The sequence below is a fragment of the Candidatus Poriferisodalis sp. genome, assembly GCF_965262965.1.
Classification (GTDB): domain Bacteria; phylum Actinomycetota; class Acidimicrobiia; order Acidimicrobiales; family Poriferisodalaceae; genus Poriferisodalis.
This window is the reverse complement of the sequence record NZ_OZ253573.1, coordinates 2,821,205-2,847,318: the sequence shown is the minus strand read 5'-3', so window position 1 is coordinate 2,847,318 and position 26,114 is coordinate 2,821,205. Positions and strand designations below refer to the sequence as shown.

The following is a 26,114-nucleotide window of genomic DNA, read 5'->3' as shown; positions in this document are numbered from 1 at the left end:
AATGGCTCGGTCGACGCGCTGGATCCGCAAGTCACTGCTGCAAGTTGACGCCGCTGAGCGCCGTTCTCCGGCCGATCTCGCTCGCGCGGCAGCCGATATTGTCCTGCTGAGCCGCTTCTACTATCTCTTTCTTGCGTTCAACATCGGCACCTCAGGGCTCCAGTTTGCTCGGGCCTATATGGGGCGGCCTCCCACGGCGCCGATCTGGCCGATCACGGCGCTGCAACAGTTCACCGGCACGGGGTGGTTCGCAAACGACCATGCCGTGACGGTGGTCGGTTTGCTCTTCGCCATCGCGGCTGCGAGCTTTCCGAGGTCGTTGGTGTGGCGCCTGGGCAGCTTCGGCTATCTGCTGCTGCACGTGGCGCTCAGCAATTCCTACGGCTCCATCAACCACGGAAACCACGTCATTCTCTTCGTCGGCTTCGCTTTGTTGTTCTTGCCGCGTCGCAATGAAGGCCGGCGTATGGCGCGAAAGAACGTGCTGTCATGCCTCACCGTCTTCTGGTTTGCGCAGGGTCTCATATTGCTGCCGTACACGTTGTCGGGCTTCTGGAAGATCTGGTATAGCCGCCTTGAGGTGTTCTCGCCTGACGCAATGACGAGAATCCTTTTGGATCGTGCGCTGCTCGAAGCGGACAACATACCGGTCCTCTTGCCGTTCATTGCGCAGCACAACGCGCTGGCACAGTCGATGTGGTGGCTGACGCTCTATATCGAGATCTTTGCGTTCTTGGTGGTGTTCCGGCCCCATCTGCATCGACCAATTGGCGTTGTTCTGATGCTCTTCCACATCACGAGCGACTGGCTCATGAACATCTCGTTCTCTCTCAACATCATCATGCTGGGTTTGTTCTTGGTGCTGTCTCCCCTCGCCCCCACCCGATTTTCTCTCTCCGGCGTCATCCGGTCGCTGCCGATCGTCGGCATACCGTTTCGGGTTGTGAAACGGCGTCAATTGTCACAACAGCCGCGCGAGCCGCGTCACGTCTGGCTGGTTTATGACGGCGAGTGCCCGATGTGCAACAACTACGCCCAGTATCTGCGGCTGAAACAGTCAGTCGAAGAGTTTGTTCTGGTTGACGCCCGGCAAGGCGGCCCGATCGTCGACGAGGTCCGACAGCTGCCGCACGATCTGAATGACGGGATGGTGGTAAGGATCGGCAGCCGGTACTTCGTCGGTCACGAAGCGCTTCATGTGCTGGCGCTGTTGTCCGAGGATCGTGGTGCGTTCAACAAGTTCAACCGGTTGGCGTTCAGTTCGCCGTTGGTCTCACGCGTCACGTATCCGATGCTGAAGTTCGGACGATGGGTGCTGCTGAAACTGAAGGGCGTGGCGCCGATCGATCACGAACACAGCCGCCCGCTGTGAGCTACAGCGTCACCTGAGGCTCGTTGCCGTCGGGCCAGCTCACGCAGCGGGCCAAGGATCCGTTTCGTCCGAGCTGGCCAGATCGGCGTTGTCGGCACCTTCGTCGCGGCCGACCCAGCGGACCGTTCCCGGGGTAGCGCTGAGCCGCGCAACCACGTTCTGTTGCACCAGGCCGTCCACCTCGACGAACGCCTCGCGTTCGACGATGTGGGGGTCGGCGGCGAGCTGGCTCATGTCCAGCACGGGTGCGGCGGCTGCTTGGGCTTCGTCGAACGCCGCGACCGCTGCGGCGAGCGTGCGCTGCGACACCCAGTCGGCCATGACGGCGTCCATCTCGGCGCGGTGCGCCATGCGGCCCTCAAAGGTGGCAAAGCGCTCGTCGTCACCGACGCCGATCATGGCCATCACCCGGGCCGCGACCGAGTCGCTCGACGTGCTGACGGCCAACCAGCCGCCGTCGGAGGCCTGGTAGGTGCCGCGGGGGACGCTGTAGGGAATGCCCGAGCCCAGCCGGGGCTGCAGATACCCCTCGGAGTGCCACGCGGTCATGAGCGGGCCCATCACCTGCGACATGCATTCCAACAAGTTGACATCAACCACCTGGCCGACGCCGCTGCGCAATGCCACCAGCGTCGCGAACGCCCCCGCGAGGCCGGCCACCTCATCGGTGAGTGCCACGGGCGGCAGCAGCGGTGCGCCGTCAGACTCGCCGTTCATGGAGGCGAAGCCGCTCATGGCCTCCGCCAGCGTGGCGAAACCGGGACGGTCGCGGTACGGGCCGCTCTGGCCGAAGCCGGTCAGCCGTGCGATCACCAGCGTCGGGTTCGCCTCGATCAGTTCGTCGGGCACGAGGCCCAGCGCTTCGAGCTTGCCGGGCCGGAAGTTCTCCACCAGCACATCGGCGACGCGCAGCATTCGCCGCAGCAGCGCCAGGTCGTCGGCCGCCTTGAGATCGAGCGTGACGCACCGCTTGTTGCGATTGACCAGCCGCCACCACAGCGTCTCGCCGTGAGCGTCCCGCCATCCCATGTTGCGGACGGTGTCACCTCCTGGCCGTTCCACCTTGATGACGTCAGCGCCGAAGTCGGCGAGGTATCGGGCGCAGTGCGGCCCCGCGAACACCGACGACAGGTCCACCACCCGCAGATCTTCCAGCGGTAACGGCGCAGATTGCATCAGACGATGCTGACACGCATTGCTCGCCCCATGCCAGCTCCCACGGCTGCGTTCGTGAAAACAAAAGCTCTCACGTCGCGTCCCCCGGATTTATTTTTTGCCCCAGAAAAACAAAACCAGCTGCCGAAGCAATCAGATCAGCGGTAGCGGACTGCGGGCCAGGAGCTTGGCGCGTGCCAGGGGCGGCCGCTGAAGCGCCACTTGCTCGGCGGCCCGGCGGGCGGAGCCTCGACGGGACGGGGCCACAGCAGCTCCAGCGCAGCGACGATGGCTGCTGCCTCTTGCGCCGTCGCAGCGGGGGTGATGGCCGCCTGCGACGCGATCACGACAGCGCCAGTGTTGAGGCCAGTCACCCAGCGCTCACAGTGTCGATGTGTTTCGCGGGGCTCACAGTGTCGATGTGTTTCGCGGGGCTCACAGTGGGACGTTGCCGTGCTTGCGGCGTGGAAGTTCTTCTCGCTTGGCGCCGATCATGTCGAACGCGGCGATGACCTTCTGGCGGGTTTCGGCGGGGTCGATCACTGCATCCACGATGCCGCGTTCGGCTGCGATGTACGGGTTTGCGTATTTGCGGCTGTAGTCGTCGACCAGTTCGGCCTTGCGGGCATCGGGGTCGGCGGCCTGTTGCAGCTCGCGCCGGTAGAGGATCTCCACAGCGCCCTGCGGACCCATGACGGCCAGCTCGGCGGTGGGCCAGGCGAAGCTCACGTCGCAGCCCACCGACTTCGAATCCATCACGACGTAGGCGCCGCCGTAGGCCTTGCGGGTGATGACCTGCACACGCGGCACCGTCGCCTCGCAGTAGGCGTACAGCAGCTTGGCGCCGTGGCGGATGATGCCGCCATGCTCCTGGTCGACGCCGGGCAGGAATCCGGGCACGTCCACGAACGTGAGCAGCGGGATGTTGAAGGCATCGCAGAAGCGCACGAAGCGGGCCGCCTTCTCCGAGGACTCGATGTCGAGCACGCCGGCCATCACCATCGGCTGATTGCCGACGATGCCGATCGAACGGCCGTTGAGTCGGGCGAAGCCGCACACGATCGAGCCAGCCCAGGCGGCGTGGTACTCGAAGAAGTCGCCGTCGTCGACCACCTCGGCGATGACGTGCTTCATGTCGTAGGGCACGTTCGGGCTTGGCGGCATCAGGTCGCACAGCATCTCGCACGTGCGGTTCGGGTCGTCCGTGGGCTCGATGATCGGCGCCGGATCGAGATTGTTCGACGGCAGGAACGACAGCAAGTAGCGGACGTCGTCGAGCACGGCCTTCTCGTCGGCAGCGACGAACGTGGCTACACCGGACTTGGTGCTATGCGAACCGGCGCCGCCGAGCTCCTCGAGGGTCACATCCTCGCCGGTGACGGTCTTGACCACGTCGGGACCGGTGATGAACATGTGGCTGCTGTCGCGCACCATGAAGATGAAGTCGGTCATGGCCGGCGAATACACCGCCCCGCCGGCGCACGGCCCCATGATCACGCTGATCTGCGGGATGACGCCCGAGGCCAGCACGTTGCGGCGGAAGATGCCGCCGTAGCCAGCCAGCGAGACAACGCCCTCCTGGATGCGGGCGCCAGCGCCGTCGTTCAAGCCGACGATGGGAGCGCCCACCGATTCGGCAAGGTCCATGACCTTGTGGGTCTTCTCGGCGAACACCTCGCCAAGGGCGCCGCCAAAAACGGTGAAGTCCTGGCTGGCGACGAACACCTTACGGCCGTCGATGTTGCCCCAGCCGGTGATGATGCCGTCGGTGTAGGGGCGCTCTTCGAGACCGACGTCGTGGGCCCGATGGCGGGCGAGCATGTCGAGCTCGCAGAACGTGCCCTCGTCGAAGAGGTACTCGATGCGCTCGCGGGCCAGCATCTTGCCCTTGTCGTGCTGCCGCTGGACAGCCCGCTCGGTGCCGGCGTTCAGCGCCTCTTCCCGGCGCCGGGCCAACTCCTCGAGCCGCTCGGCCATGGTCGGCTCAGACATCTCGCAGAGCCTACGAGATCACCCCCAGCGATCTCGCAGAGGACATCAGGACGGCCCGCGACGGTGAGCGGTTCGATTGCCGAAGGTGTGGCTGTTTCAAGATTCAACCTTTAAACAGCCGCACTCGGATTCCTGGCTCAGTTCCCCGACCGGCACAGGTCAACCATGAGACTCATCCGCTGACTCTCGTCAGATGCAGGCGACGGCTACTTCCAGGGCGCGGCAGATCTGCCGCATGCGTTCATCGCTCAACCGGCCCAGTCGTTCCACAAGGTGTGCCTGGGGTGCGCCTTCGATCGAATCCAGATTGACCGCTGAAACCCGCAACACAGGATCATCTCCGGGTTCGAGCACGATTTCGCTGGGCAAACCCCTGATCGTCGTGGTACACGGAGCAACAATCGCCGTGGCGAGCCGATCCAACGCACTGTCCCGCAACAGCACTACCACCGGGCGCCTGCCCAACTCGGGCGACTCGAGCCACCAGACTTCGCCCCACCGAGGACGAACAGTGGTCACCGCGCGGACTGATCCGCGTCAGGGTTCTCGCGACCCGGCGTGTCTCGCCACTTTGCCAGCACAAACGACTCCAAGTCGCCCCAAGCATCGGGCGTGTTCATGGGAATGCGGTCGTACGCCTCGTAAGCAGCGTCGATCTCGGCCTGCCGGTGACGATCGGCAAGTGCTTCCAAGGCTTCCTCGATCATCGCTGCGTCGGAGGGCCAGTCTTGCAAGCCACGAGCCTGATCGAGAAGATCTGCATCGACCGTCGTGCTTACTCGCCGCCTCATGCCACAAACGTAGCATTTGTATGCCACACGCTAGAAGGCTGAACTTACTGACGGCACAACGGCAACGCCGGTCCATCGGACGGTGCTTCGGGATGCTGCGTGGACAGGGATGTGGGGCTGGGACCTAAGCTGCGGGCATGGAACTGGGGCCTGTTCATCACGTATCGATCAACTGCGCCGACGTGGACACGGCAGCGCCGTTCTATACGGACGTTCTCGGCATGAAGCAGCTTGACAGGCCGGATTTCGGCTTCAACGGTCGCTGGCTGCAGACACCTGGCGGCGGCGAGGTACACCTCATTGAGGTGCCCGACTGGGTGCCGCCGAAGGGTCAGCACTGGGCATTCAAGGTCGCGGACATCGACGCCACGGTGGTTGAACTGCGTGAGGCCGGCGTGAGAGTGAAGGATCCCGTTCCGCTGCCGGGAACCACTGCGCGCCAGACGTTCTTCTTCGATCCGGCGGGCAACATGATCGAGCTGAACCAGCCCGCCTGATCCCAAGTTCGCTCCAAGGCCAGTTCCGCTCTCACTCCGCGCTCGCGTCAGCTAGGTGTCGGCGCGGTAGGCGGCCAGGTTCATCACGCGCTCGAAGAGTGCGCCTGCGCCGATGTCGTTGCACAGGTCCTCGAAGCCGTGGTGCGGGCCGCGCCAGCACAACTCGTCGACCGAGTCCGAGACCGGGGCGTCGGTGCGGACGGTGGCGATGCGTCGGAAGAGCAGCGCCAGGTCACGCTCGGCGGCCAGCGTCGCGGCGAGACCGGCGGCACCACGGACCTTGGGCGCCCAGTCGTCATGCGAGACCGGGATGTCCTCGATGTGGCCGTAGTGCGACAACATCATCGATGTCGACTTGGCACCCCAACCGCGCAGGCCCGGGAAGCCGTCTGCGCTGTCGCCCACCAGGCCCAAGTAGTCGGGGATGGACTCGGGGCTAACGCCGAACTTGGCTTCGACGCCCGCCGCGTCGAAGACGTCGCCCGCACGGCGATCCCACTGGACGACCTTGGCGCCCACGCATTGGCCCAAGTCCTTGTCGGGCGTGCAGATAAACACCTGCCGGACGCGGTCGTCGCCTGCGGCCATTGCGGCACCCGCCGCCATGGCGTCGTCAGCCTCGAATTCGATCATCGGCCACACGGTGACGCCCATCAGCTCGAGCGCTGCCTCGGTGGGATGGAACTGGGCCCACAGGTCGGGCTCGATGGCTGAGCCGTCCTTGTAGCCGTCCCAGAGGTCATTGCGAAACGACTCGACGACATGGTCGGTCGCCACCGCAACGTGGGTAGCGCCTTGCTCGAGCAGCATCACGATGTTGCCGAGCACGCCCCGCAGCGCGCCCACCTCGGCACCGTCGGCCGCTGCACGGCGAGGCACCGCGAAGAAGTGCCGGAACAGCTCGTAGGTGCCGTCGATCAGATGAACGTCGAACTGGTGAGCGGCTGGTGCCGAGGCCCGTGCTGCCTCCATAGGCGCGACCCTAGAAGCCGAGCAGATGCCGTAGTGCCCCAGCGAATTCACTTGGAGCCGCTACTCGTAACCGCTAGGCATTCATGCCTCGGCGGCCTGCTCACGACTCTTCGAAGCGTTGGTAGACCCGATGCCGCTCAGACCACCATCCCACTGCAACGACGTCTGGACGTCTACATTCGATGGTTGTGTCGAACGCAGTTCCTCCTACCCCACACCGCCGCCACGAGCGACGGCGGCCCGGTGAAGTGCGAGACGCCATCGAACGAACGCTCATGGACGCCGCGGTACCTATGCACGCGAAGGAAATCCATGCGGCAGTTGAAACTCGGGTTGGCGCAACCGTCGCCGAATCCTCCGTGCGGAGCTATCTCAGGCTCAACGCCCGCTCAGGCGGTCAATTTAAGCGGGTCAGCCGTGGCGTCTACACGTTGGCGTGAGCCTCATGCCGTTATCGGCAACGCATCGCTGTATCACGGTGACTGCCTTGAGTGGCTTGCGGCGCAACCTGCCGAGTCAATCCACGGCGTCGTTACTGACCCCCCTTACGGGCTAGTGGAATACACACCCGCTCAGCAGGAGAAACTGCGTAATGGCCACGGGGGTGTATGGAGGATGCCGCCATCCTTTGACGGTCACCAGCGCTCTCCGGTCCCACGATTCACCACGCTGAGCGACAACGATCTCGACCATCTGGTCTGCTTCTTCCGACGCTGGGCCGATGTCTTGCTGCCGGTCCTAGTGCCCGGTGCACATGTGCTTGTCGCGTCGAATCCCCTCCTCTCGGATCTGGTTGCGAGAGCGATCCGCGAATCTGGCCTGGAGCGCCGAGGCGAGATCGTGCGACTGGTGATGACCATGAGAGGTGGCGACCGCCCAAAGAACGCCCACGACGAATTTGCGGACGTGACGGTGATGCCGCGTTCAGGCTGGGAGCCGTGGCTGCTCTTCCGCAAGCCACTAGAGGGACGTGTTCAGGACAACCTCCGAAACTGGGGCACCGGCGGCCTCAGGCGACTCTCGGAAGACAAACCCTTCGCGGACGTGATTCCGTCAGCGCCAACGAGACCTTCTGAGCGAAAGCTCGCACCGCACCCGAGCCTTAAGCCGCAGGCATTTCTGAGACAGGTCGTTCGCGCGATCCTGCCGCTGGGCCGCGGCATCGTTCTTGACTCATTCGCTGGCTCGGGATCCACGCTGGCCGCCGCAGAAGCCGTCGGCTATCACAGCGTCGGCGTCGAATACGACTCCGACTATGTCGAACTGGCGGCGAGTGGAATCAAGCTCCTTCGCGACTACGACGCGGAACGCCAGCGTCTTCCTCGCAGTAGATCCACCCCGATCGCAGCTTCTTGAGACCGTCCTTGTGCAACGTGGCCGTTCGAGTACCTAGCGCGCCGCGCTCATTCTTTCTGAAGTCATCCTCTTGCACCTGAGCGAGATATACCTCAGTGAATCGCAACAGCTCGCGCGCCACCAACGGTTGTGTGACGGTGTCAACCTTGTAGACGAAGACGCATAGCCACTGATTGCGGGCACCGTGGGCGTCGACAGCGCCTCCTCGCTTCACCGTCGTCTTGATCTCGACCCCCGCATCGCCGGACTTCACGCTGTCATCGGGATAGGTGCCTTTCCGGATCAAATCAGGATGTCCGTTGGGGTAGATGTTTCGCGTCAGCGTCCGCGCATGGGCGGCCAGACTTGCCGTGAGCATGTCCGACAGCATCCCCGAGAGAGAAGCCCTCAGCATCATGTCTTCCAAGCGGCCGAGCCCCTTCTCGGCAAGTCGCTCGTTGACGTCACCGAAGAAGTCGTAGACGTCCTGCATGGCGATCGCAAAGTCACCCTTACGGAGTGCGTAGGAAAATCCAGGGTTTGGATTGAAGTCGTCATCACAGACCTCTTGGCGGACGATCCCCATGCCGGCACAGGCTAGGTCAGCGCCAAGGGTCCGTTCTAGAGTTGGCATGATCGCGTCACCGGGGTGACCCGAGGCTGATGGGCGACTGCGAGAGCAGACGATTCCGACCGACGACTTTGAGGGGCGACATGAAGGTTCCGTTTACTGTTTCCGACTTCCTGTACCGGGCCGAGAACGTCTACCCGGACCGGGTGGCGCTGGCCGACGAACCCGAAGCGCCCGGCGGCGGGCTCGGAGAGATCACCTACGCCCGGTTCGGCGAGCTGGTGCGTGCCCAGGCCGCCAAGCTGGACCAGCTGGGCATCACCCACGGCGAGCGGGTCGCGATGGTGTCCCAGAACGCCGGCCGGCTGATGACATCGTTCTATGGCGTGTCGGGCTACGGCCGCGTCTTCGTGCCGATCAACTTCCGGCTCAGCCACGACGAGATCAGCTACATCATCGATCACTGCGGCGCCACGATGCTGCTGGTGGACCCCTCGATGGAGGACACCTGCAAGGACATCGACGTCGAGCATTTCGTGGCGATGGGCACCGACGCCGACGACCAGATCTACGCGACCGGTGTCGAGCCGGCACCGTGGACGCCCGACGAGGACGTCACCGCGACGATCAACTACACCTCGGGCACCACCGCGCGCCCCAAGGGCGTGCAGCAGACCCACCGGGCGCTGTGGGTGAACGCCACCACGTTCGGCTGGCACTCCGGCGTCAGCGACCGTGACGTGTACTTGCACACGCTGCCGATGTTCCACTGCAACGGCTGGGGCATGCCCTACGCCGTCACCGGCATGGGCGGCAAGCACGTCGTGCTACGCGAGGTGCGCGGACCCGAGATCCTGCACCGCATCGAACAGCACGGCGTCACGCTCATGTGCGGCGCTCCAGCCGTGGTGTCAGCAGTGCTGGACGCCGCAGCCGACTGGGAGGGCGAGATCCCCGGCAGCGGACGTGTTCGGATGGTGGTGGCGGGCGCTCCGCCCCCCACGCGCACCATTGCCCGCATGGAGACCGAGCTGGGCTGGGAGTTCATCCAGATCTACGGCCTAACCGAGACGGCGCCGCTGCTCACCATGAACCGCACCCGGCCCGAGTGGGACCATCTCGATGCCGATGACAAGGCCCGCAAGCTGAGCCGGGCGGGTGCCCCGGCGATCGGCGTCAGGATCGACGTCGACAGCCAGGGCGAGATCTTGGCCCGTGCGAACGTTGTGCTCGAGGGCTACTGGGAACAGCCCGAAGCAACCGCCGAAGCCATCACCGACGGCTGGTTCCACACCGGTGACGGCGGCTCGATGGACGCAGAGCACCACGTCACGATCTCGGACCGCAAGAAAGACGTGATCATCACCGGCGGCGAGAACGTGTCCTCCATCGAGGTGGAGGACGTGCTGTTCAACCATCCGGCGGTGACCGAAGTGGCGGTGATCGGCGTGCCCGACGAGCGCTGGGGCGAGACCATCAAGGCCCTCGTAGTGATCGACGCTGCAGCTAGCGCAGTGACCGAGCGCGAGCTCATCGATTTCTGCCGCGACCGGATGTCGCACTTCAAGTGCCCCACCAGCGTCGAGTTCCGCGAGGAGCTGGCCCGCACGGCCACCGGCAAGCTGCAGAAGTTCAAGCTCCGTGCCCCCTACTGGGAAGGCATGGAGAAGCTCATCAACTGACCGCGGCTAGAGCGGGGGCGCACCGCCTTCGGCTCGACGGCGCTCGACGAAGTCGGTGAGCTCAGCCCGAATGGCGTCGTCCATCGGCGGTTCCTCGTAGTCGGCGAGCAGCTGCTTCCAGATGCGGTTCGCCCGCTGGGTGGCGTCGAGCGCGCCGTCCTCGTGCCACGTCTCGAAGTTGCGCCAGTCCGACAGCATCGGCTCGTAAAAGGCGGTGTCGTAGCGCTCCAGGGTGTGGGCAGAGCCAAAGAAATGGTTGGCAGGTCCGACCTCGGCGATGGCGTCGACGGCGAGCGAGGCATCGTCTATGGAGATGGGCTGCAGCACCGCCCGCAGCATCTGGATCATCTCGGCGTCGATGATCACCTTCTCATACGAGGCACACAGACCGCCCTCGAGCCAGCCCAGGCCGTGCAGCACGTAGTTGATGCCGCCGACCAGGCACGCCCACAGCGACATCTGCGACTCGTAGGTGGCCTGCGCATCAGGAGCGTTGGAAGCGTTCGCGTTCGAGGCACGCAGCGGCAGGCCATAGCGCCGCGCCAACTGGCCGCTGATGATGGTGGCCTTCACGTACTCGGGCGTGCCGAACGCCGGCGCCCCTGACCGCATGTCGACATTCGAAGTGAAGCTGCCGTACACCACCGGCACGCCCGGGTTCACGCACTGCGCCAGCGTGATGCCCGCCAGGGCCTCGGCATTCTGCAAGGTGAGCGCTCCGGCAATCGTGATCGGCGCCATCGCTCCCGCCAGCGTGAACGGCGTGTACACGACCGGCTGGCCGTGCCGGGCCAGCTCGATGGCTCCTTCGAGCATCGGCTTGTCGTACACGAGCGGCGAGTTTGCATTGACGACCGTATGGATGGACGGCTCTCGCAGCAGCGTGTCATGGTCGATGCCGCGGGCGATGCGAGCGATCTCGATGGCGTCGCTGACACGGGTCCGGCCCAACGAATAGCAGAAGCCCGGCTTGGTCGACAGCGTGTACATGGCCGAGACCGCGTCCAGATGGCGGGTGCGCACTTCGAGATCGATCGGCTCGACGGAGTGGCCGGTGCAGGTGTCGGCGGCATCGAGTTGCTGCTGCAAGCGCAGCATGTTGCAGTAGTCGACGTAGTTGCCCGAAACCCGGCCGCGATCCAAGTCCGACACGTTCGGTGGGCTCCCGACCATGCCGAACACGACCCAGTCGTCGCCGAAGATGACGCTGTTGGCGGGGTCGCGCGCATGCATCGTGAAGGTCGACGGCGCCAGTGCCACCGATTCAGTGACCATTTCGGGCGGGAAGCGGACCCGCACGCCGTCGTCGGACGTCGCGCCCGCCGTGCACAGAATCTCCACCGCTTCAGGCAGCAGGAAGTTCATGCCGGTCTCGGACAGCACCCGCAGCGATGCGTCGTGGATGCGCTCGACTTCGTCGCCGCTGATGAGTTCCAGCGGCTTGAAAATGTTGCGTGCCTGCTGCCGGGGGGCCGCAGCTGCAGCGACCGAATCCTGTCGCCTACGGCCTCGACGCGTCATGTCGCCTCGCCACTGTGTGGAAGCGCTCAGTGGAGGCGCTCAGTGGAGGCGCTCACTGTCGTGAGCCGAATTGCACGACTCACGATCTCGAACCGTACGGTCCTGTATGGAACGCGTCAAGGAAGGCTGCGCATCTCAGGAATGCAGTCCTGTGAGGATCGTTGCCTGCTCAGGCGCTCCCGCTCGGCCATCGGGTCATCCCACCCAGCGTCCAACCGTTCGATAGTGGGACGTCTTGTGGATTGACAAAGCGAGGACTCTTGGAGTCATCACTCTCATAATGCGTCTACGCTGGGGCTGTGCGGGTCTGCGAGCTGGCAACGGCGCACGCGGTGAGCGTTGACACGGTGCGTTACTACCAGAAGATCGGGGTTCTGCATCCGCCCACTCGCCAAGGACGGGTGGCGCAGTACGACGAGAGCCACGAGCGACGGCTCGGTGAGATCCGACGCCTATCGGAGGCGGGCTTCTCACTGGCGCAGATTCGACGGCTCGGCGACGGCCACGACGACCCGATGCTGGTTGCGCTGGGCGGACGCCACAGTGACACCCTGACCTTCGACAAGTTGGTGCAGCAGTCCGGGCTGGACCCAGAACTCGTCCGGCTGGCGACCGACACCGGCCTGGTGCGACCGCTGTACAGGTCCGTGAGCAGTGATGACGCGTCCTCGACTGCGGATGCCGGCCGTGCCGCGGACGACGCGCTCTACAGCACCGGCGCGCTGACGATGCTGCGCGCGGCCTCCGAGCTGCTCACCGCCGAAATGCCGCTCGACGATCTCGTCGGCCTCGCGCTGCGGCACGCATCGAACATGGAAGCTGTCGCTGCGGACGCGGTCGGGCTGTTCGCGGACCGCTTCGCAGACGTGCCCGCGGCGCAACGCGCCCATCTGGCCGCTCGCCTGATCCCGCTGGTCACCGATCTGGTGGCACAGCATTTCCGCGAAGCACTCGTCGAACACGCCACCGAACGGGTCCTGGCCGGCAGCGACGATGAATCGGTGGGACGTGCACCCTCGGTGGTGACGGTGACCCCGCCGAGCGCACCTGCCGCAGCGGGGTTCCGCAGCGGCGCGTCAGCGGGCCTGCGAGCCACCCGCACCCTGACATTGGAATGCCGGGAGCTGCCCAGTGCGCCCGATCCGCTGGAGGTGTTCGCCGCAGCCGAGGGGTCGCAACGGGTGTATTGGGCATGTCCCGACGACGATCTGGAGTTCTGTGCCCTCGGCAGCGTCTTCGAAGCCAGCGCTGAAGCGGGCGCTGGACGCTGGGCCTCTGTTGCCGAGGCGCTGGGCCTGCTCGATGTCACCGTGACCGGCGACAGCGGTCATCCGATCGGACCGCTGCTCGTCGGCGGCTTCTCGTTCAGCGCAGACCCGCCCGAGGCTCCTTCGGCGTGGGAGGCATTCGGCACAGGCGCCTTGACGCTGCCAGAGCTGCTCTTGGTGCGCCACGGCGGCCGATCCTGGCTGACATCAGCGCCGGGTGCCAGCGTGTGGCCGGTCATGGCAGCGGTGCACGTCGCCGCGGACCCTGAACTCGCGGACACGGCAGCCAGCGATCTGAATGCGGCGGCACTTGCGTTGCTCGGCAGCAGCTATCAAGCCGACGACAGCTACGTCGCGCTCGTGCGGCGCGCCCTGCGCAGGATCGCCGAGGGAGGGCTCGACAAGGTCGTGACGGCTCGCGAGCTGCGCATAGCGTCGCGCCTCGAGCCCATCGCAGTGCTCGACCGGATGCGGACGCGATATCCATCCTGCGCGTCGTTCGCATTCGGACGCGGGCCGCAGACGTTCTTCGGCGCCACGCCTGAACGGCTCGTGCAATTCGACGGCACACGGCTGCACACCGACGCCCTGGCCGGCTCGCGGCCCCGCCACGGCGATCCGGCACGAGACCGGGAACTCGGGGCCGAAATGCAACGCGATCCCAAGGAGCTGACCGAGCACGCGATGGTGGTCACCGACGTGCGCGACACGCTGCGTGGGTGCGGTGTGGCGCTCGATCCCCCCTCGCCGACCGGCGTCATGGAGCTGGCGCGCATCATGCACCTGCATACGCCGATCACCGGACGTGTCACGGCGGGCTCAACGGTGCTGGAACTCGCGGGCGCACTGCATCCCACGGCGGCGGTCGCGGGACTTCCACGGCGCATTGCCCGCGACTGGATTGAGCAGCACGAAGGCTTCGACCGCGGCTGGTACGCAGCGCCGGTCGGCTGGACGACGCTGGACGGGAACGGCGAGTTTCGCGTTGCACTGCGCTGCGCGCTGACTGGTCCATCCGAATCCAGGTTGTTCGCGGGCGGAGGCATCGTGACTGGCGCAGATCCGAGCGCTGAACTGGCCGAGACCGCCACCAAGCTCGAAGCCCTCCTGTACGCGCTCGAAGGCGACTGAACCACAGCATGCAGATCTCCGAGCGCGATTCTGCGTACGTGGCCTGCCGCTCGCTGTGCGAAGGGCTGGTCGCAGCCGGCGTCACCGATGCGGTGGTGTGCCCGGGTTCGCGGTCGATGCCGCTGGCGCTCACCGTCGACGCCACCGCCGGGTTGCGAACTTGGGTCAGGATCGACGAACGATCCGCTGGCTTCTTCGCACTCGGGCTGGCGAAGGGTTACGGGAAACCAATGGTGCTGGTGTGCACGTCGGGCACCGCGGCCGCCAACTACCTGCCAGCGGTCGTCGAGGCGCACTACTCGGGTGTGCCGCTGGTGGTGCTGACCGCCGATCGGCCGCCGGAGCTACGCGGCTGGGGAGCGGGCCAGACCATCGACCAGCACTCGCTGTATGGCAGCCACGTGCGCTGGTTCTGCGAGACCCCGGTGCCCTCGGAGTTGCCGCCGTCGCAAGCTCGGCGCTGGTTCGCGCAGGCCGCAGCCCGGGCGGCAGAACAGGCGACCGGGCTGAGCCCCGGCCCGGTACACCTCAACGTGCCGTTCCGGGAACCGCTGGAGCCAGTTGCAGTTGCGGTTGCGCCGAGCGAAGGCCTAGAAGCGACGCAGGACTACGTCGTGCGCTCTGCGCGGGACCTCTCCGCGACGTCATCAACCGGTACCGACGCGCTCGTGGACTTCGCTGACGCGCACGAGCGCGGTGTCGTGATAGCGGGGCCGATGCATGACGGCGTGCTCTGGGCTGATGCGGTGGCGGAGTTCTGCAGGCGCAGCGGATGGCCCCTGCTGGCCGAGCCGTGCTCTCAGTTGCGCCGAGAGCTGCCCGGCGTCGTCGTCACGAATCATCACGACGTGTTGCTCCGCACGACATGGGCTGACACCGAGCCGCCCGGAGCAGTGCTACGCGTCGGCGGAGCGCCCACATGCAAGCCCTTGAGGCTCTGGATTGAGCGACATCGTCCGGCGTTTGCACTGATTGACCCGGCGCGCAGCTGGATCGATGCCAGCTTCAGCGTCTCGTTGCACCTGGGTGTGGGGCCCGACGTGTTGGCCGAAGCGGCCGAACAGCTGACCGGGTCCGGCGTCGGGTGGGCGCGGCGATGGGCCGACGCCGATGCACGCGCAGCCGCAGCGATAGACGGCGTGCTCGATGCTGAACCCCTGCAGGAAGCGGGCGTGGCTCGGCAACTGGGACGCAGCCTGCCAGCGGGCCATGCGCTGTACGCGTCGAACTCAATGCCGGTTCGAGACATCGACACCTACCTGCGTGCTCGCCCCGAACCATTGGCAGTACACGCCAGCCGGGGCGCCAGCGGCATTGACGGCGTGATCTCGGCAGCGGCCGGAGTGGCCGCATCGGGCACGCCTACCACCGTGCTGGTCGGGGATCTGGCATTCCGCCACGATCTCGGCGGCCTAGTGGGAGCGTTCGATCCAGCGCCCGCGCCGATCGACCTCACGGTCGTTGTGGTCGACAACGGCGGCGGGACGATCTTTTCGTTCCTGCCCGCCTACGGGGCAGTCGACGCTGACGCATTTGATCGTCTGATGACGACGCCGCCCGCTCGTCGCAGTGCAGAACTCGCCGGCGCTCTGGCAGCCGCCGTCGGCTTCGAGCACCATCACGTTGCGTCATGTGCGCAGCTGCATGACGTGCTGGGTTCGACCCAGTCAAACAGCGGCGTACGCGTCATCACGATCGACATCGACCCAGACGCCAACCGCGACCAGCACCGGCGCCTCGCTGCCGCCGTCGAGCTGGCTGCGGCCGGCGCCAAGCCGGGCTCGCAGTGACACCAGCGCCCACAGCGCTGCAGCTCCCGACCACGGTCACCGGCAGCGGGGCACCCGTCATCGTGATTCACGGATTCACCGGCAGTGCCGCTGCAATGGCACCGCTGGTGGACCGGCTTGAGGGTTACCGGCGCGTCGCGGTGGACCTTGTCGGGCACGGCCGCGGGCCATCACCGCCAGATCTGGCGCCCTACAGCCTCGAGGCCACGGCCGCGTCGCTCGCCGAAGTGGCGGTCGCAGTGCCTGATGGGCCGTGCCACGTCGTCGGCTACTCGATGGGCGGCCGAGCGGCCCTCGCCCTCGCCGCGGCGCATCCGGAGGTGTGCCGCTCGCTCAGCCTCATCAGCGCCACCGCCGGGCTCGACGATGCAGGCGAACGCGCTCAGCGCCGCGAGGCTGACGCCGATCTCGCCGACCGGATCGGCCAGCACGGCCTGACCCGGTTCGTGGAGGACTGGCTGGCCCTGCCGATGTGGGACACGCTGCGCGCTCGTCTCGACCCCGACAAGTGGGACGCCTCGATCCGCCAGCGCCGACAGAGCAACCCCATTGGTCTGGCGAACTCGCTGCGTGCCGCGGGAACCGGCTCGATGACGCCGCTGTGGGATCGGCTGGTTGGCATTGCGGTACCGACACTGGTGGTGTGCGGCGAAGTGGATGCCAAGTTCGTCACGACCGGCCGCAAGATGGCGAGCCTGCTGCCCGACAGTGAGCTCGTCGTGCTGGCCGGCGCAGGGCATGCCGTCCATCTTGAAGACCCCGACATCTGCGCAGCGGCTATCCGCCAGCACCTCGATGCTCACTGACCCCGGGCATTTCAAGGGGAGATGGAGAGCGCACGGCCGATCGAGGCCAAGCCCGCGTCTGACGCTAGTTGCTGCTGTTTCGCCCCGTCATCCGCGAAACCCATCCTGACAAGGCGGCGGATTCATTCGGTCAACGCGGCGGAGATCCGTGCCCGCTCTGTGGGACTCGGCGCACGACCGATGAAGATCTCGAAGTACGGAACGATAGAGGCGACCCTGGCAGCCATCGGTTCGTCAACCTCGAGCTCGAACCAACCCATCTGCATGTAGTACAGGGTGCGCGCTCGGTGCAGGGTCATCGACGGGTCAAGCCCCTCGGGCTCGAGCATCGCCTGAATGGCGGTGACCCGCCGCTCATCGGCCGCCCCAAGTCGCTCGCGCAGCGCAGGCGCGGCGCGGCCCCAGTGCCGCACAGCGACATCGAGATGGGGATCGAATCGCTCCCAGCCCAGCCAGCAACTCGACAGTGCGATGTAGCGGTCCACGATGTCGCCCGGCGACATCGCCGCTCCGACGATGGCACCCGAATTCGTTGCGTCCCAGGCGTCGAGCAACCGCTCCAACAAGGCGTCGCGGTTGGCGAAGTGCCAGTAGAAACTGCCGCGCGTGACGCCCAGTTCTGCAGCCAAGGACAGCACCTTGACAGCGCCGATGCCGCGGTCAACCAGCGCGCGCAGCCCCGCTGCGACCCAGTCCTCACCGCTCAGGCGCGTCCCTTCGACCACCAGCCGACCATAACGGCCCTTGATGCTTGCCCGCGCGGGCGGGAGTCACCGAGATCGACTCCGCGGCTCAGCGGGCCGCGTTGACAAGCGCTTGTGCGATGGCGGCGGCGAACTGCGGGAGCCTCGGACCCCAGCGCGAAGCGACATCGGCATTGACGGTGACGATGTTGCCGTTGCGAACCGCGGTGATGTTGCCCCAGCCCGGGCGGGCAGCCACGTCGTCGGCGCTGTAGCCCACGAGGTCGGTGATGACGATCACCTCAGGGTCGGTGTCGACGATGTATTCGGGCGTCAGCTGTGGGTAGCCCCAGCCGTCGCTGTCAGCGGGATCCGCGATGTTCTCGACGCCGAACTCCGCGTACACGGCGCCGATGAAGCTCGCCGAGCTGATCGAGTAGTGGGTGTCATCGAGCTCGTGGTACAGGCGAACCGGCGTGGACGGCCCTGCGGCGAATGCGGCCGCCATGCCGCCACGCATCGTGTTGATCAGCTCGGCGGCTTGGTCGGTACGCCCGGTTACCGCACCCAACCTGATGATGCCCGCGTAGCCGGTCTCGATGTCGAACGGAGCGGCATCGACATAGACCGGCACGGCGGCGGCGGACAACGCTGCGACGATCTCGTTGGCGTCATTGGCGATGACGACCAGGTCGGGCTCGAAGGACAACACGGCTTCTGCATTCGGATCCCAGCCCGACAGATCGGTGGTGGGTGCGGTGGGCGGATAGGTCGAGTACTCGTCGACTGCGATCACCTGGCTGCCCGCACCGATGGCGAACAGGATCTCGGTGCTTGACGGTGACAGCGACACGATGCGCTGCGGCGGAGTCTCCAGCGTCCAAGTGCCGTGCGGGCCTTCGTGCGTGTACCAGAAGCCTGGAATGGCGGTCGATGTCGGGGCCGCCGACGTTGCCGTGGTGGGCGCGGTCGGCGCGGTGCTCGGCGCAGCCTGCGTCGGCTCGGCGGGGCCCGTGCAGCCGGCCGCGAGCGCGACCGCAGCGACCAGCGCTGCGGTGATCCGGATGGGTCTCATGTGCTTCTCCTGTCGTTCGAGGTACAGCAGCTCGAACGACAAGTGATCGCCGCACGCACCACCCCTGTCCTCGAGGGTGTCTGGTTTGCTTTCAGCGCTCAGGGCGACCGGACTTCGCGCCGTTCCACTGCTGGACGGCGTTTCACCGTTGCGGGTCAGTGCCGGAATCTCACCGGACTTCGCCTGGGTACTGAAGCCACAGCCTAGATGGATGCCGCCGTGCTGGAATGCGACATCAGTACCGTCAGCCCAATAGCTTGCAGCGCGGTGCAGGTGACTCTTCGGGAATTTGAACTGCCGCTGACGCAATCGTTGCGGACAGCTCACGGTCCCATCGGGCTGCGACGCGGCATCGAGATCGAAGTCGGCGACGAGGCCTGCGTGGGCCGGGGCGAAGCCGCGCCGCTGCCGGGCTTCGGACTCGAGAGCTATGACGAAGCGCTGGCTGCGCTGGATCGCTGGGCTGACAATCCCGACCGAGACCCGCCGACCGAGCCGTGTGCAGCAGCCGCGGTGGAATCTGCACTGACCAACCTGGATGCAGAGATCGAGGGCGTGAGCCTGGCGACGCTGCTCGTCGGCAGCGCTCCGAAGAGCCGCCGCATCGCCATTCAGGCGCTCGTCTTCGATGCCGAACCAGAAGCCGCGGCCCAGCACGCTGCACAAGCCGCGGCGACCGGACATGTCGCGGTCAAGCTCAAAGTCGCGGCGCGCGAATCTGACCGCAGCGAAGCCACGGCGACATCGCCGAGCACGGACCTGGCACGCATCGTCGCGGTGCGTCGAGCACTGCCGGCGGGCGTCGCGCTGCGACTGGATGCCAACGGCGGCTGGGACCGCTCGACGGCGGTGCGGGTGCTGCGCCGCGTCGGTCACCTGGACATCGAGTTCATCGAAGAGCCCACGCCGCAGCCGGCCGACTGGGCGCAGATCAGCCGCACTGTCGGATTGGCGGTCGCGGCCGACGAGCACTTGCGTGACCAGGCGTCACTCGACCGGCTCGTCGAGGTCGGCGCCATCGAGGTGGCGGTGCTCAAGCCCGCCGTGCTGGGAGGCCCCCACGTCACCTACGACCTCGCCCGCCGGGCGTCGATGCGAGGCGTGCGCTCGGTTGTGTCGTCGTTCATCTGCGGCCCGACCGGTCTGCGCGTCGCCCGCGACACCGCGGTTGCCGTCGACCCCCACGGTGTGCACGGCATCGGCACGGCACCGTTGTTCGTTGACCCGCTGCCCGAAGATGTCACGCCCTCGGGTGGCTACCTGCCGGTTCCCACCGGTCCGGCGTCAGCCGCCGGCTAGATGTGGAGCGACGCCTTCTCAAATGCCGACGGGCGGGATGCCCAGCTCGGAATAGGTGGCCATCGGAAAATAGGGAACTGAACGTTCCCCGAAGACTTGGCGCGCTCGGTCGCCACGGTCGACGAGCGTGGCGGCGACGACGACCCGTGCACCAGTGTCCTCGACGGCTTCAAACGCACGCAGAATCGAACCGCCGGTTGTCACCACGTCGTCGATGAGCAACACACGATCGCCGGACGCGATCTGCTTGCCTTCGACCAGGCGATTTGTCCCGCGATTCTTCGGTTCCTTGCGCACGATGAACCACTGCGAGCCGCTCACCACTGCGATTGCGGCGGCAAGTGCATCCGCTCCGAGCGTCAGGCCGCCGACAGCATCGAATGGGATCTGGGCCGCCTCCACGCGCTCGGTAATCGCCTGTGCAGCGGTGCGAAGGTCCGCCCCGGCAGAGAGTGATTCTTTGCCATCGATGAAGTACTGCGACATCTCGCCCGACGCGAGCTGGACTGCCTCGTCCAGCTTCTTGAGGCCGGTGTCCCGCAGGATTCGCAGCAACTCTGCCGAATGGTCGACATCTGCGTCGTCCACGACCGTTACTCGCGAACCCGGTCCGCTCACGTTCCATCTCCCTCGTGCCCTAGCGCGCAAAGTTCAACGCACAGAACCCCTCGCGGTCGAGAGTCTGACATCTGACCAGACCGCTCACGCGCATGAATCCCGCAAACGACACCGGGACGCACTTCGCCGAAGGGCCGATCGCGAGCTGAGAACCGTACTCAGATGCGCCAGCGCTGGGTCTTGCCCAGTGGCGTCTTCGGCAGCGCTTCGACGAGCTCGATTGCGCGCGGCGCGCAGTACGCGGGGAGCTGGGACTTGACGGCGTCGCGGAACTCGTCGATCGATGGAGGGCTGGCGGGTTCAGCAGGGACCACCACTGCGGTGACTGCTTGGCCCCATTCGGGGTCGGGGCGGCCGACGACGGCGACTTCGGCGACGCTGGCGAGCTGGGACAGGATCCGCTCGACAGCGACCGGCCAGACCTTCTCGGCGCCGCTGGTGATCATGTCGTCGACTCTGCCGAACACTGACAGGCGGCCGTCGTCAGCGACGTTGCCGGCGTCTCCTGTAGCAAACCAGCCGTCCGCTGTGCGGGGGTCGGTGCCGTCGCGGTAGCAACGCAGCAGCATCGGGCATCGCAGTTGGACTTCGTCGTCGACGGTGCGCAACTCGACGCCGTGAAGAGGCCAGCCCTCATAGACCACGCCGCTGAACGTCTCGGTCAGGCCGTAGGTGGCGACGGTGTTCGGGGGTCGCTCGGCGGGCATGGCCGAACCGCCGAGCAAGATGGCTCGCAAGGCCGACGCGTCGATGCGTTGCAGCGCTGTGGGCACGAGCGCTGTCAGCGTCGTTCCACGCTCGGCGGCAGCGGCAACCGCTTCGGCGTCGAAGCCGTCGTGCATCTCCAGCGGGGTGTCGGTCAGCAGCGCTCGCACCACCACGGCCAGCCCTCCGACGTGCGCGAGGGGCAGGCATGCCAGCCATCGGTCGGTACTGGGGTCGACTTCGAGGAACGAGCTCGTTGCCATGGCATTCGCGGCGATCGCGTCGTGCGTGAGCACTGCTCCCTTCGGCTCGCCGGTACTGCCGCTCGTGGCCATCACCAGCGCGTCGTCGGGCTCGACGGGCCAGCCGCCGCGTCGACGGTGGCGACCAGTGGCGTCCACCACGTAGCTCGCACCCATGCGCTCGACGAGCGACTGCTGGGCCGCCGTCGGCAAGCGCTGATCAACCGGCAACACCGCGTCGCCGGCGTCCCAGGCGCGCTGCATTTCGGCCACGAAGCGGTCGCCTCCGCCCAGCGACAATGCCACCAGTCGATGCACGGCGCGGACGCTACCGGCGGGTGTCGGGTGCGTCCGCAGGATTACTGCCGCGAGACTGGGCCGCGACATGGCCGCCTCGATACCTGCACTGACGCCCACGCTGCGCTGGACCGGCGACAGCGTCGAGATCATCGACCAGACGCGACTGCCGTCGGAACTGTGCCTGCTGGACGTGCGCGATGCCGCCACGGCAGTCGACGCCATCGAGCGCCTCGCCATCCGGGGCGCGCCCGCTCTGGGAGCGTTCGGCGCTCTCGCTGTCGTCGTCGGCTTCGACGAAGCAGCACCTCGCTCGCTCGACGACGCTCGATCGGTACTCGAGCGACTGCGCACTCAGATCGGCGATGCCCGTCCGACGGCGGTCAACCTGCGCTGGGCGATCGACCGCACGATCGACACAGCGCTCAATGCCGCAGCACTGAACGCCTCTGCACTGAACACCTCAGACATGGCAGACACGGCGACCTTGCGAGAACGACTGCTTGTCGAAGCGCAGGCCGTCGGTGCCGAGGACGCCAAGGCGTGTGCCGAGATAGGACGACTCGGGCGCGAGGTCCTCGCTGACGCGACCACCATCGCGACGCACTGCAACGCAGGCCGGCTGGCCACCGCGGGCATCGGCACTGCGCTGGCCACTGTGTACGCCAAGGCCGCAGCCGGAGATCCGGTTCGAGTGCTCGCATCAGAGACGCGGCCGCTGCTGCAGGGCGCACGGCTCACAGCGTGGGAACTCGCCGATGCCGGTGTCGACGTGTCGGTGGTTGCGGACGGCGCGATGGCCTCGCTGATCGCCGGCGGCGACGTCGACGCGGTGATCGTGGGTGCAGACCGGATCGCCGCGAATGGCGACACCGCCAACAAGGTGGGCACGTTCGCCCACGCGCTTGCCGCCGCAGACGCAGGCATCGGCTTCTACGTGGCGGCGCCGACCACGACCATCGACCCGGCAGTCCAATCGGGGGATCACATCGTGATCGAGCACCGAAACCCTGACGAGATTCACCACGCTGGGCCGTCCAGGCTGACACCCGAGGGGGTGCACGCCATGAATCCCGCGTTCGACGTCACGCCGAACCGTCTCATTACTGCGATCATCACCGACGCGGGCGTGCTGCGGCCTCCGTTCGATGAGGCGATCGCCGAAGCACTCCGAACCGACCTTGCTGCACAGACTGGGAACGGCACATGCTGAACCGCTGGTCGGACACCGAAGCGGCGAGTTGGGCTGACTTGGGCGCGCTCGGAGAGATCACCTACGGGTCGCGCTTGGTCGGCGCAGATCCTGCTCTCGTGCTCCACGGCGGCGGCAACACGTCGATCAAGGGCGAGTCCGCCGACGCCTGGGGCCAGCCGGTTCCGACGCTGTGGGTGAAAGGCAGCGGCTGGGATCTGGCCACGATCGAGCCACCGGGATTCGCGCCATTGCGACTCGAGCCTGTGCGGCGGCTCGCGGTGCTCGAGCAGTTGAGCGATACCGAGATGGTGAACCAGCTGCGCATCCACCTGCTCGATGCGAGCGCACCCAATCCGTCGGTCGAAGCGATCCTGCACGCGCTGTTGCCCCAGCGAGCAGTCCTGCACAGTCACGCCGATGCCGTCCTGGCGCTCACCAACACCGACGACGGTGCCGACCGCGTACGTGAGGCCTGGGGCGATCAGGTTGTCGTGGTGCCGTATGTGATGCCCGGGTTCGATCTGGCGCGTCGCTGTGCGATCGAATGGGAGGCGCAGTCACACGACGGAACGACCGCGATGGTGCTGGCGAACCACGGCGTGTTCACCTTCGGCGAGACCGTACGCGACGCCTATGACTCGATGATCGAGTTCATCAACGACGCCGAGCGCAGCCTCGCCGATGCCGGAGCGCCGTCATTCGGCGGCGGCGATGCGGGCGGGACGGATGCGGGCAGAGCGCGTGGCATCAGCGCTGACACGGTCGAGGCAGTGGTGGAACTGCGAGCAGCGATCTCCGCTGCGGCAGGAACGCCGATGCTGCTGCGCGCCGTGCGCGACGAGCGTGCCGAAGCGTTCTGTGCCAGAGACGACGTGGCATCGGTGGCGTGCCGTGGACCGGCAACGCCGGACCACATCATCCGCACGAAGCAATTCCCGATGGTGGGCCGCGACGTCGACGCGTTCACGGCTGGCTACCGCGAGTATTTCGAACGCAACCGTGCACGGCGTGACCAATACGGCACACACACCACGCTCACGATGCTGGACCCCGCGCCGCGGGTGGTGCTGGACCCGCGGCTCGGGCTGTGGACGGCGGGCCGGCGCGCCGTCGACTGCGACATCGCCGCAGACATCTACCTGCACACCATCGATGTGATCTGCGCCGCTGAAGCGCTGGGTGGGTACGCGGCGCTCAGCGAAGCCGACCTGTTCGACGTGGAGTACTGGGAACTCGAGCAGGCCAAGCTGGCGCGAGCCGGCACGCCGAGGGCGTTGGCGGGCCAAGTGGCGCTGGTGACGGGCGCTGCGTCGGGCATCGGGCGCGCAGCCGCCGACGCGCTCGCGTCCCAGGGAGCCGCCGTCGTCGGCTTCGACCTCGCGGAGTCTCCCGACGACAGCTCCGACGCAGCACGGCACCACGTCGTCGGCGACGTCACCGACATCGATGCGCTCAATGACGCGGTGAGCGCGGCCGTCACGTCCTTCGGGGGCATCGACATCGTGGTGGCGGCCGCAGGCATCTTCGGCCCGGCTGCACCCCTCGCGGATCTGGCCGACGACGCCGAACTGGCCGCCGGATGGCAGCAGACATTCGCGATCAACGTGGCCGGCGCCGCCAACACGCTGGCCGCCGCGCACCGCGTCCTTTCGCACTCCCCTGTGGGCGGCCGTGTCGTCATCGTCGGCTCGAAGAATGTGCCAGCACCGGGCCCCGGAGCAGCCGCCTACTCCGCGTCGAAGGCCGCACTCACCCAGCTCGCTCGTGTCGCGGCGCTGGAATGGGCGCCGGACGGCATCACCGTCAACACGATCCATCCCGACGGCGTGTTCGACACGGGCCTGTGGTCCGACGAGCTGATCGCCGAACGCGCCGCGGCATACGGCCTCACTCCCGGCCAGTACCGGCGGCGCAACCTGCTGGGCCGCGAACTCGCATCAGCCGACGTCGGCGCGCTCATCGCACAGCTGTGCAACCCCGCATTTGCCCACACCACCGGCGCCCAGATCCCTCAAGACGGCGGCAGCGATCGAGTTGTCTAGTCACTCGGGGCTTGCGGACTCTGTGACTCCGAGAACGGGTTTAAGACCGTCACACCGGCCGGTTCGAAATGGCGGGTGTTCCCGGTGACGACAGTGAGGCCGTGTTCAAGAGCTGTGGCAGCAATCAGGAGATCAGCATTGGCGTGTCCGAGGACTTCGGACAGCTGTCCGTTGGTTGGCAAGCCACTGAGTTGCGGCCGAATGCCGTTCACGCCGACGCCGCGCCGAGAGGATGTCGGTGTCGAGCAAGAACATCACAAGTCGATCGTTCTGGCAGGCACACGAAGTCGCTCGAACTCGCTGTCAACGGTGGGAAGAGAGGCAAGTAGGCGCCCAAATGTCGGCGCTGATGCGTTGTCCAGCCGACAGAGACGGCAGGCATCCCGGCAGCCCCACACCTCAGCCGGGGAGCCGAGGGCAAGCACCGTTACTACGCCTACCGCGTCTAGAACTGGCCAAGCTGCGAGAGCGGAGTCGCCAAGACCTCTGGCACGCGGCTGTGATGTCTCACCCACTTCGCCACTTCGGGCGACAACATTTCGAGCAACCGCAGAATCCTGTCGTGGTCGTGTCGAAGATTCCTGCGAATGATCGGTTCGTGGTGCGCGATGCGGTTGCGTAGCGTGCGGAGACGGTCGAGTTGGTCGTATGTGCCCGCGCGGGCTGGCACCGGGTTGAAGGCCCGATGCAGCACTGGCCGCCATAGCGAGCTGTCGTTGCGCTTCGTGAACAGTCCAACCCAAAAACCGAAGTTCGTCGCTGCGACGATCCCATTGGGGGTTTCGGTCTTGCCTTCCCGGCGAAGGGCCTGCTTGGCACTGTCGATGGCCTGCCTCTGGCCGACGGTAAGGGAGACGGCCTCGTACCAGTCGTCACCATGCTGATCCGACAGCAGGGTATGAGCAGTGTTCCGGAGTGTCACTTCGAGGCCTTGAATGGGTCCAAGAAATGCCGAAGCAAGCGCCATATTTCGAACGTAAAGGCGCAAGGCTCTCTCCTCGCTGCCGCGAGCAAGCCTGATGTACGTTGCCATACGGTCTGTGGAGATTGTCTGACGAAGTGCCGCACGAGCGCT

At 66.3% G+C, this 26,114-nt stretch carries 23 protein-coding genes; 10 read left to right on the top strand and 13 right to left on the bottom strand.

The features are described from left to right. Position 1 precedes the first annotated feature (1 nt). Complete coding sequence (locus ACQY5K_RS13665) at positions 2 to 1,372, top strand: DCC1-like thiol-disulfide oxidoreductase family protein (RefSeq protein ID WP_428116222.1); 1,371 nt, start codon at positions 2 to 4, stop codon at positions 1,370 to 1,372. 39 nt (positions 1,373 to 1,411) lie between these two features. Here ACQY5K_RS13665 and ACQY5K_RS13660 read toward each other — a convergent pair whose 3' ends face one another. From ACQY5K_RS13660 to ACQY5K_RS13640, 5 genes are all read right to left on the bottom strand, one after another. Then, entirely contained in the window at positions 1,412 to 2,548 is a 1,137-nt protein-coding gene (locus tag ACQY5K_RS13660; protein WP_428116219.1) for a CaiB/BaiF CoA transferase family protein, read from the bottom strand. Between the two features lie 137 nt (positions 2,549 to 2,685). After that, a complete protein-coding gene (locus ACQY5K_RS13655; RefSeq protein WP_428116216.1) occupies positions 2,686 to 2,901 on the bottom strand; it encodes a hypothetical protein in 216 nt (71 codons plus the stop codon). Between the two features lie 61 nt (positions 2,902 to 2,962). Then, complete coding sequence (locus ACQY5K_RS13650; RefSeq protein ID WP_428116214.1) at positions 2,963 to 4,519, bottom strand: acyl-CoA carboxylase subunit beta; 1,557 nt, start codon at positions 4,517 to 4,519, stop codon at positions 2,963 to 2,965. 189 nt (positions 4,520 to 4,708) lie between these two features. Continuing rightward, complete coding sequence (locus tag ACQY5K_RS13645) at positions 4,709 to 5,038, bottom strand: type II toxin-antitoxin system PemK/MazF family toxin (RefSeq protein ID WP_428116211.1); 330 nt, start codon at positions 5,036 to 5,038, stop codon at positions 4,709 to 4,711. Continuing rightward, positions 5,035 to 5,310: a type II toxin-antitoxin system VapB family antitoxin gene (locus ACQY5K_RS13640; RefSeq protein ID WP_428116208.1), complete on the bottom strand. Its 276-nt coding sequence runs from the start codon at positions 5,308 to 5,310 to the stop codon at positions 5,035 to 5,037. Before ACQY5K_RS13640 ends, ACQY5K_RS13645 begins: the two co-directional genes overlap by 4 nt. A 137-nt stretch (positions 5,311 to 5,447) precedes the next feature. Between ACQY5K_RS13640 and ACQY5K_RS13635 the strand changes: the two genes are divergently transcribed. Next, a complete protein-coding gene (locus tag ACQY5K_RS13635; protein WP_428116206.1) occupies positions 5,448 to 5,807 on the top strand; it encodes a VOC family protein in 360 nt (119 codons plus the stop codon). Positions 5,808 to 5,858: 51 nt separating this feature from the next. Here ACQY5K_RS13635 and ACQY5K_RS13630 read toward each other — a convergent pair whose 3' ends face one another. Then, the gene (locus ACQY5K_RS13630; RefSeq protein WP_428116203.1) at positions 5,859 to 6,779 is read right to left on the bottom strand and encodes a 5'-3' exonuclease; all 921 of its coding nucleotides are present in this window, start codon (positions 6,777 to 6,779) and stop codon (positions 5,859 to 5,861) included. A 417-nt stretch (positions 6,780 to 7,196) separates the two neighbouring features. Between ACQY5K_RS13630 and ACQY5K_RS13625 the strand changes: the two genes are divergently transcribed. Continuing rightward, positions 7,197 to 8,135 (top strand): DNA-methyltransferase, encoded by a 939-nt coding sequence (locus tag ACQY5K_RS13625; RefSeq protein WP_428122696.1) that lies wholly within the window; start codon positions 7,197 to 7,199, stop codon positions 8,133 to 8,135. Here the strand turns inward: ACQY5K_RS13625 and ACQY5K_RS13620 are convergent. Continuing rightward, a complete protein-coding gene (locus tag ACQY5K_RS13620) occupies positions 8,059 to 8,700 on the bottom strand; it encodes a hypothetical protein (protein ID WP_428116200.1) in 642 nt (213 codons plus the stop codon). The two genes, ACQY5K_RS13625 and ACQY5K_RS13620, sit on opposite strands and share 77 nt — an antisense overlap. A gap of 128 nt (positions 8,701 to 8,828) precedes the next feature. Here ACQY5K_RS13620 and ACQY5K_RS13615 point away from each other — a divergent pair, with 128 nt between their 5' ends. Further along, complete coding sequence (locus ACQY5K_RS13615; protein ID WP_428116198.1) at positions 8,829 to 10,367, top strand: AMP-binding protein; 1,539 nt, start codon at positions 8,829 to 8,831, stop codon at positions 10,365 to 10,367. A 6-nt stretch (positions 10,368 to 10,373) separates the two neighbouring features. Here the strand turns inward: ACQY5K_RS13615 and ACQY5K_RS13610 are convergent, their stop codons facing one another. After that, positions 10,374 to 11,888, bottom strand: a complete 1,515-nt coding sequence (locus tag ACQY5K_RS13610; RefSeq protein ID WP_428116195.1) for a trimethylamine methyltransferase family protein — start codon at positions 11,886 to 11,888, stop codon at positions 10,374 to 10,376. A 299-nt stretch (positions 11,889 to 12,187) separates the two neighbouring features. Here ACQY5K_RS13610 and ACQY5K_RS13605 point away from each other — a divergent pair, with 299 nt between their 5' ends. Genes ACQY5K_RS13605 through menH form a run of 3 tightly spaced genes read left to right on the top strand, consistent with a single transcriptional unit; the run spans position 12,188 to position 16,883 of the window. Next, positions 12,188 to 14,287 carry an isochorismate synthase gene (locus ACQY5K_RS13605; RefSeq protein ID WP_428116193.1) on the top strand — a complete coding sequence of 700 codons (2,100 nt, stop codon included), beginning with the start codon at positions 12,188 to 12,190 and terminating at the stop codon, positions 14,285 to 14,287. An 8-nt stretch (positions 14,288 to 14,295) separates the two neighbouring features. After that, positions 14,296 to 16,077 carry a 2-succinyl-5-enolpyruvyl-6-hydroxy-3-cyclohexene-1-carboxylic-acid synthase gene (gene menD, locus ACQY5K_RS13600; RefSeq protein WP_428116191.1) on the top strand — a complete coding sequence of 594 codons (1,782 nt, stop codon included), beginning with the start codon at positions 14,296 to 14,298 and terminating at the stop codon, positions 16,075 to 16,077. Next, positions 16,074 to 16,883, top strand: a complete 810-nt coding sequence (gene menH, locus ACQY5K_RS13595) for a 2-succinyl-6-hydroxy-2,4-cyclohexadiene-1-carboxylate synthase (protein ID WP_428116188.1) — start codon at positions 16,074 to 16,076, stop codon at positions 16,881 to 16,883. Before menD ends, menH begins: the two co-directional genes overlap by 4 nt. Positions 16,884 to 17,005: 122 nt before the next feature. Here the strand turns inward: menH and ACQY5K_RS13590 are convergent, their stop codons facing one another. Next, positions 17,006 to 17,608 carry a TetR/AcrR family transcriptional regulator gene (locus ACQY5K_RS13590; protein WP_428116186.1) on the bottom strand — a complete coding sequence of 201 codons (603 nt, stop codon included), beginning with the start codon at positions 17,606 to 17,608 and terminating at the stop codon, positions 17,006 to 17,008. A gap of 67 nt (positions 17,609 to 17,675) precedes the next feature. Next, positions 17,676 to 18,641 (bottom strand): ABC transporter substrate-binding protein, encoded by a 966-nt coding sequence (locus ACQY5K_RS13585; RefSeq protein ID WP_428116183.1) that lies wholly within the window; start codon positions 18,639 to 18,641, stop codon positions 17,676 to 17,678. A gap of 267 nt (positions 18,642 to 18,908) precedes the next feature. Between ACQY5K_RS13585 and menC the strand changes: the two genes are divergently transcribed. Next, positions 18,909 to 19,940 (top strand): o-succinylbenzoate synthase, encoded by a 1,032-nt coding sequence (menC, locus tag ACQY5K_RS13580; RefSeq protein WP_419921668.1) that lies wholly within the window; start codon positions 18,909 to 18,911, stop codon positions 19,938 to 19,940. Between the two features lie 18 nt (positions 19,941 to 19,958). Here menC and pyrE read toward each other — a convergent pair whose 3' ends face one another. Together pyrE and ACQY5K_RS13570 are read right to left on the bottom strand one after the other, a co-directional pair. Further along, entirely contained in the window at positions 19,959 to 20,558 is a 600-nt protein-coding gene (gene pyrE / locus ACQY5K_RS13575) for an orotate phosphoribosyltransferase (protein WP_428116179.1), read from the bottom strand. A 158-nt stretch (positions 20,559 to 20,716) separates the two neighbouring features. After that, the gene (locus tag ACQY5K_RS13570) at positions 20,717 to 21,823 is read right to left on the bottom strand and encodes a class I adenylate-forming enzyme family protein (RefSeq protein ID WP_428116176.1); all 1,107 of its coding nucleotides are present in this window, start codon (positions 21,821 to 21,823) and stop codon (positions 20,717 to 20,719) included. Positions 21,824 to 21,890: 67 nt separating this feature from the next. Here ACQY5K_RS13570 and mtnA point away from each other — a divergent pair, with 67 nt between their 5' ends. Both mtnA and ACQY5K_RS13560 read left to right on the top strand, forming a co-directional pair. Next, positions 21,891 to 23,015: an S-methyl-5-thioribose-1-phosphate isomerase gene (gene mtnA / locus ACQY5K_RS13565; protein ID WP_428116173.1), complete on the top strand. Its 1,125-nt coding sequence runs from the start codon at positions 21,891 to 21,893 to the stop codon at positions 23,013 to 23,015. Next, a complete protein-coding gene (locus ACQY5K_RS13560; RefSeq protein WP_428116171.1) occupies positions 23,009 to 25,039 on the top strand; it encodes a bifunctional aldolase/short-chain dehydrogenase in 2,031 nt (676 codons plus the stop codon). The genes mtnA and ACQY5K_RS13560 overlap by 7 nt, the downstream gene beginning before the upstream one ends. A 445-nt stretch (positions 25,040 to 25,484) precedes the next feature. Here the strand turns inward: ACQY5K_RS13560 and ACQY5K_RS13555 are convergent, their stop codons facing one another. After that, entirely contained in the window at positions 25,485 to 26,072 is a 588-nt protein-coding gene (locus tag ACQY5K_RS13555; RefSeq protein ID WP_428116168.1) for a hypothetical protein, read from the bottom strand. Positions 26,073 to 26,114 lie beyond the last annotated feature (42 nt).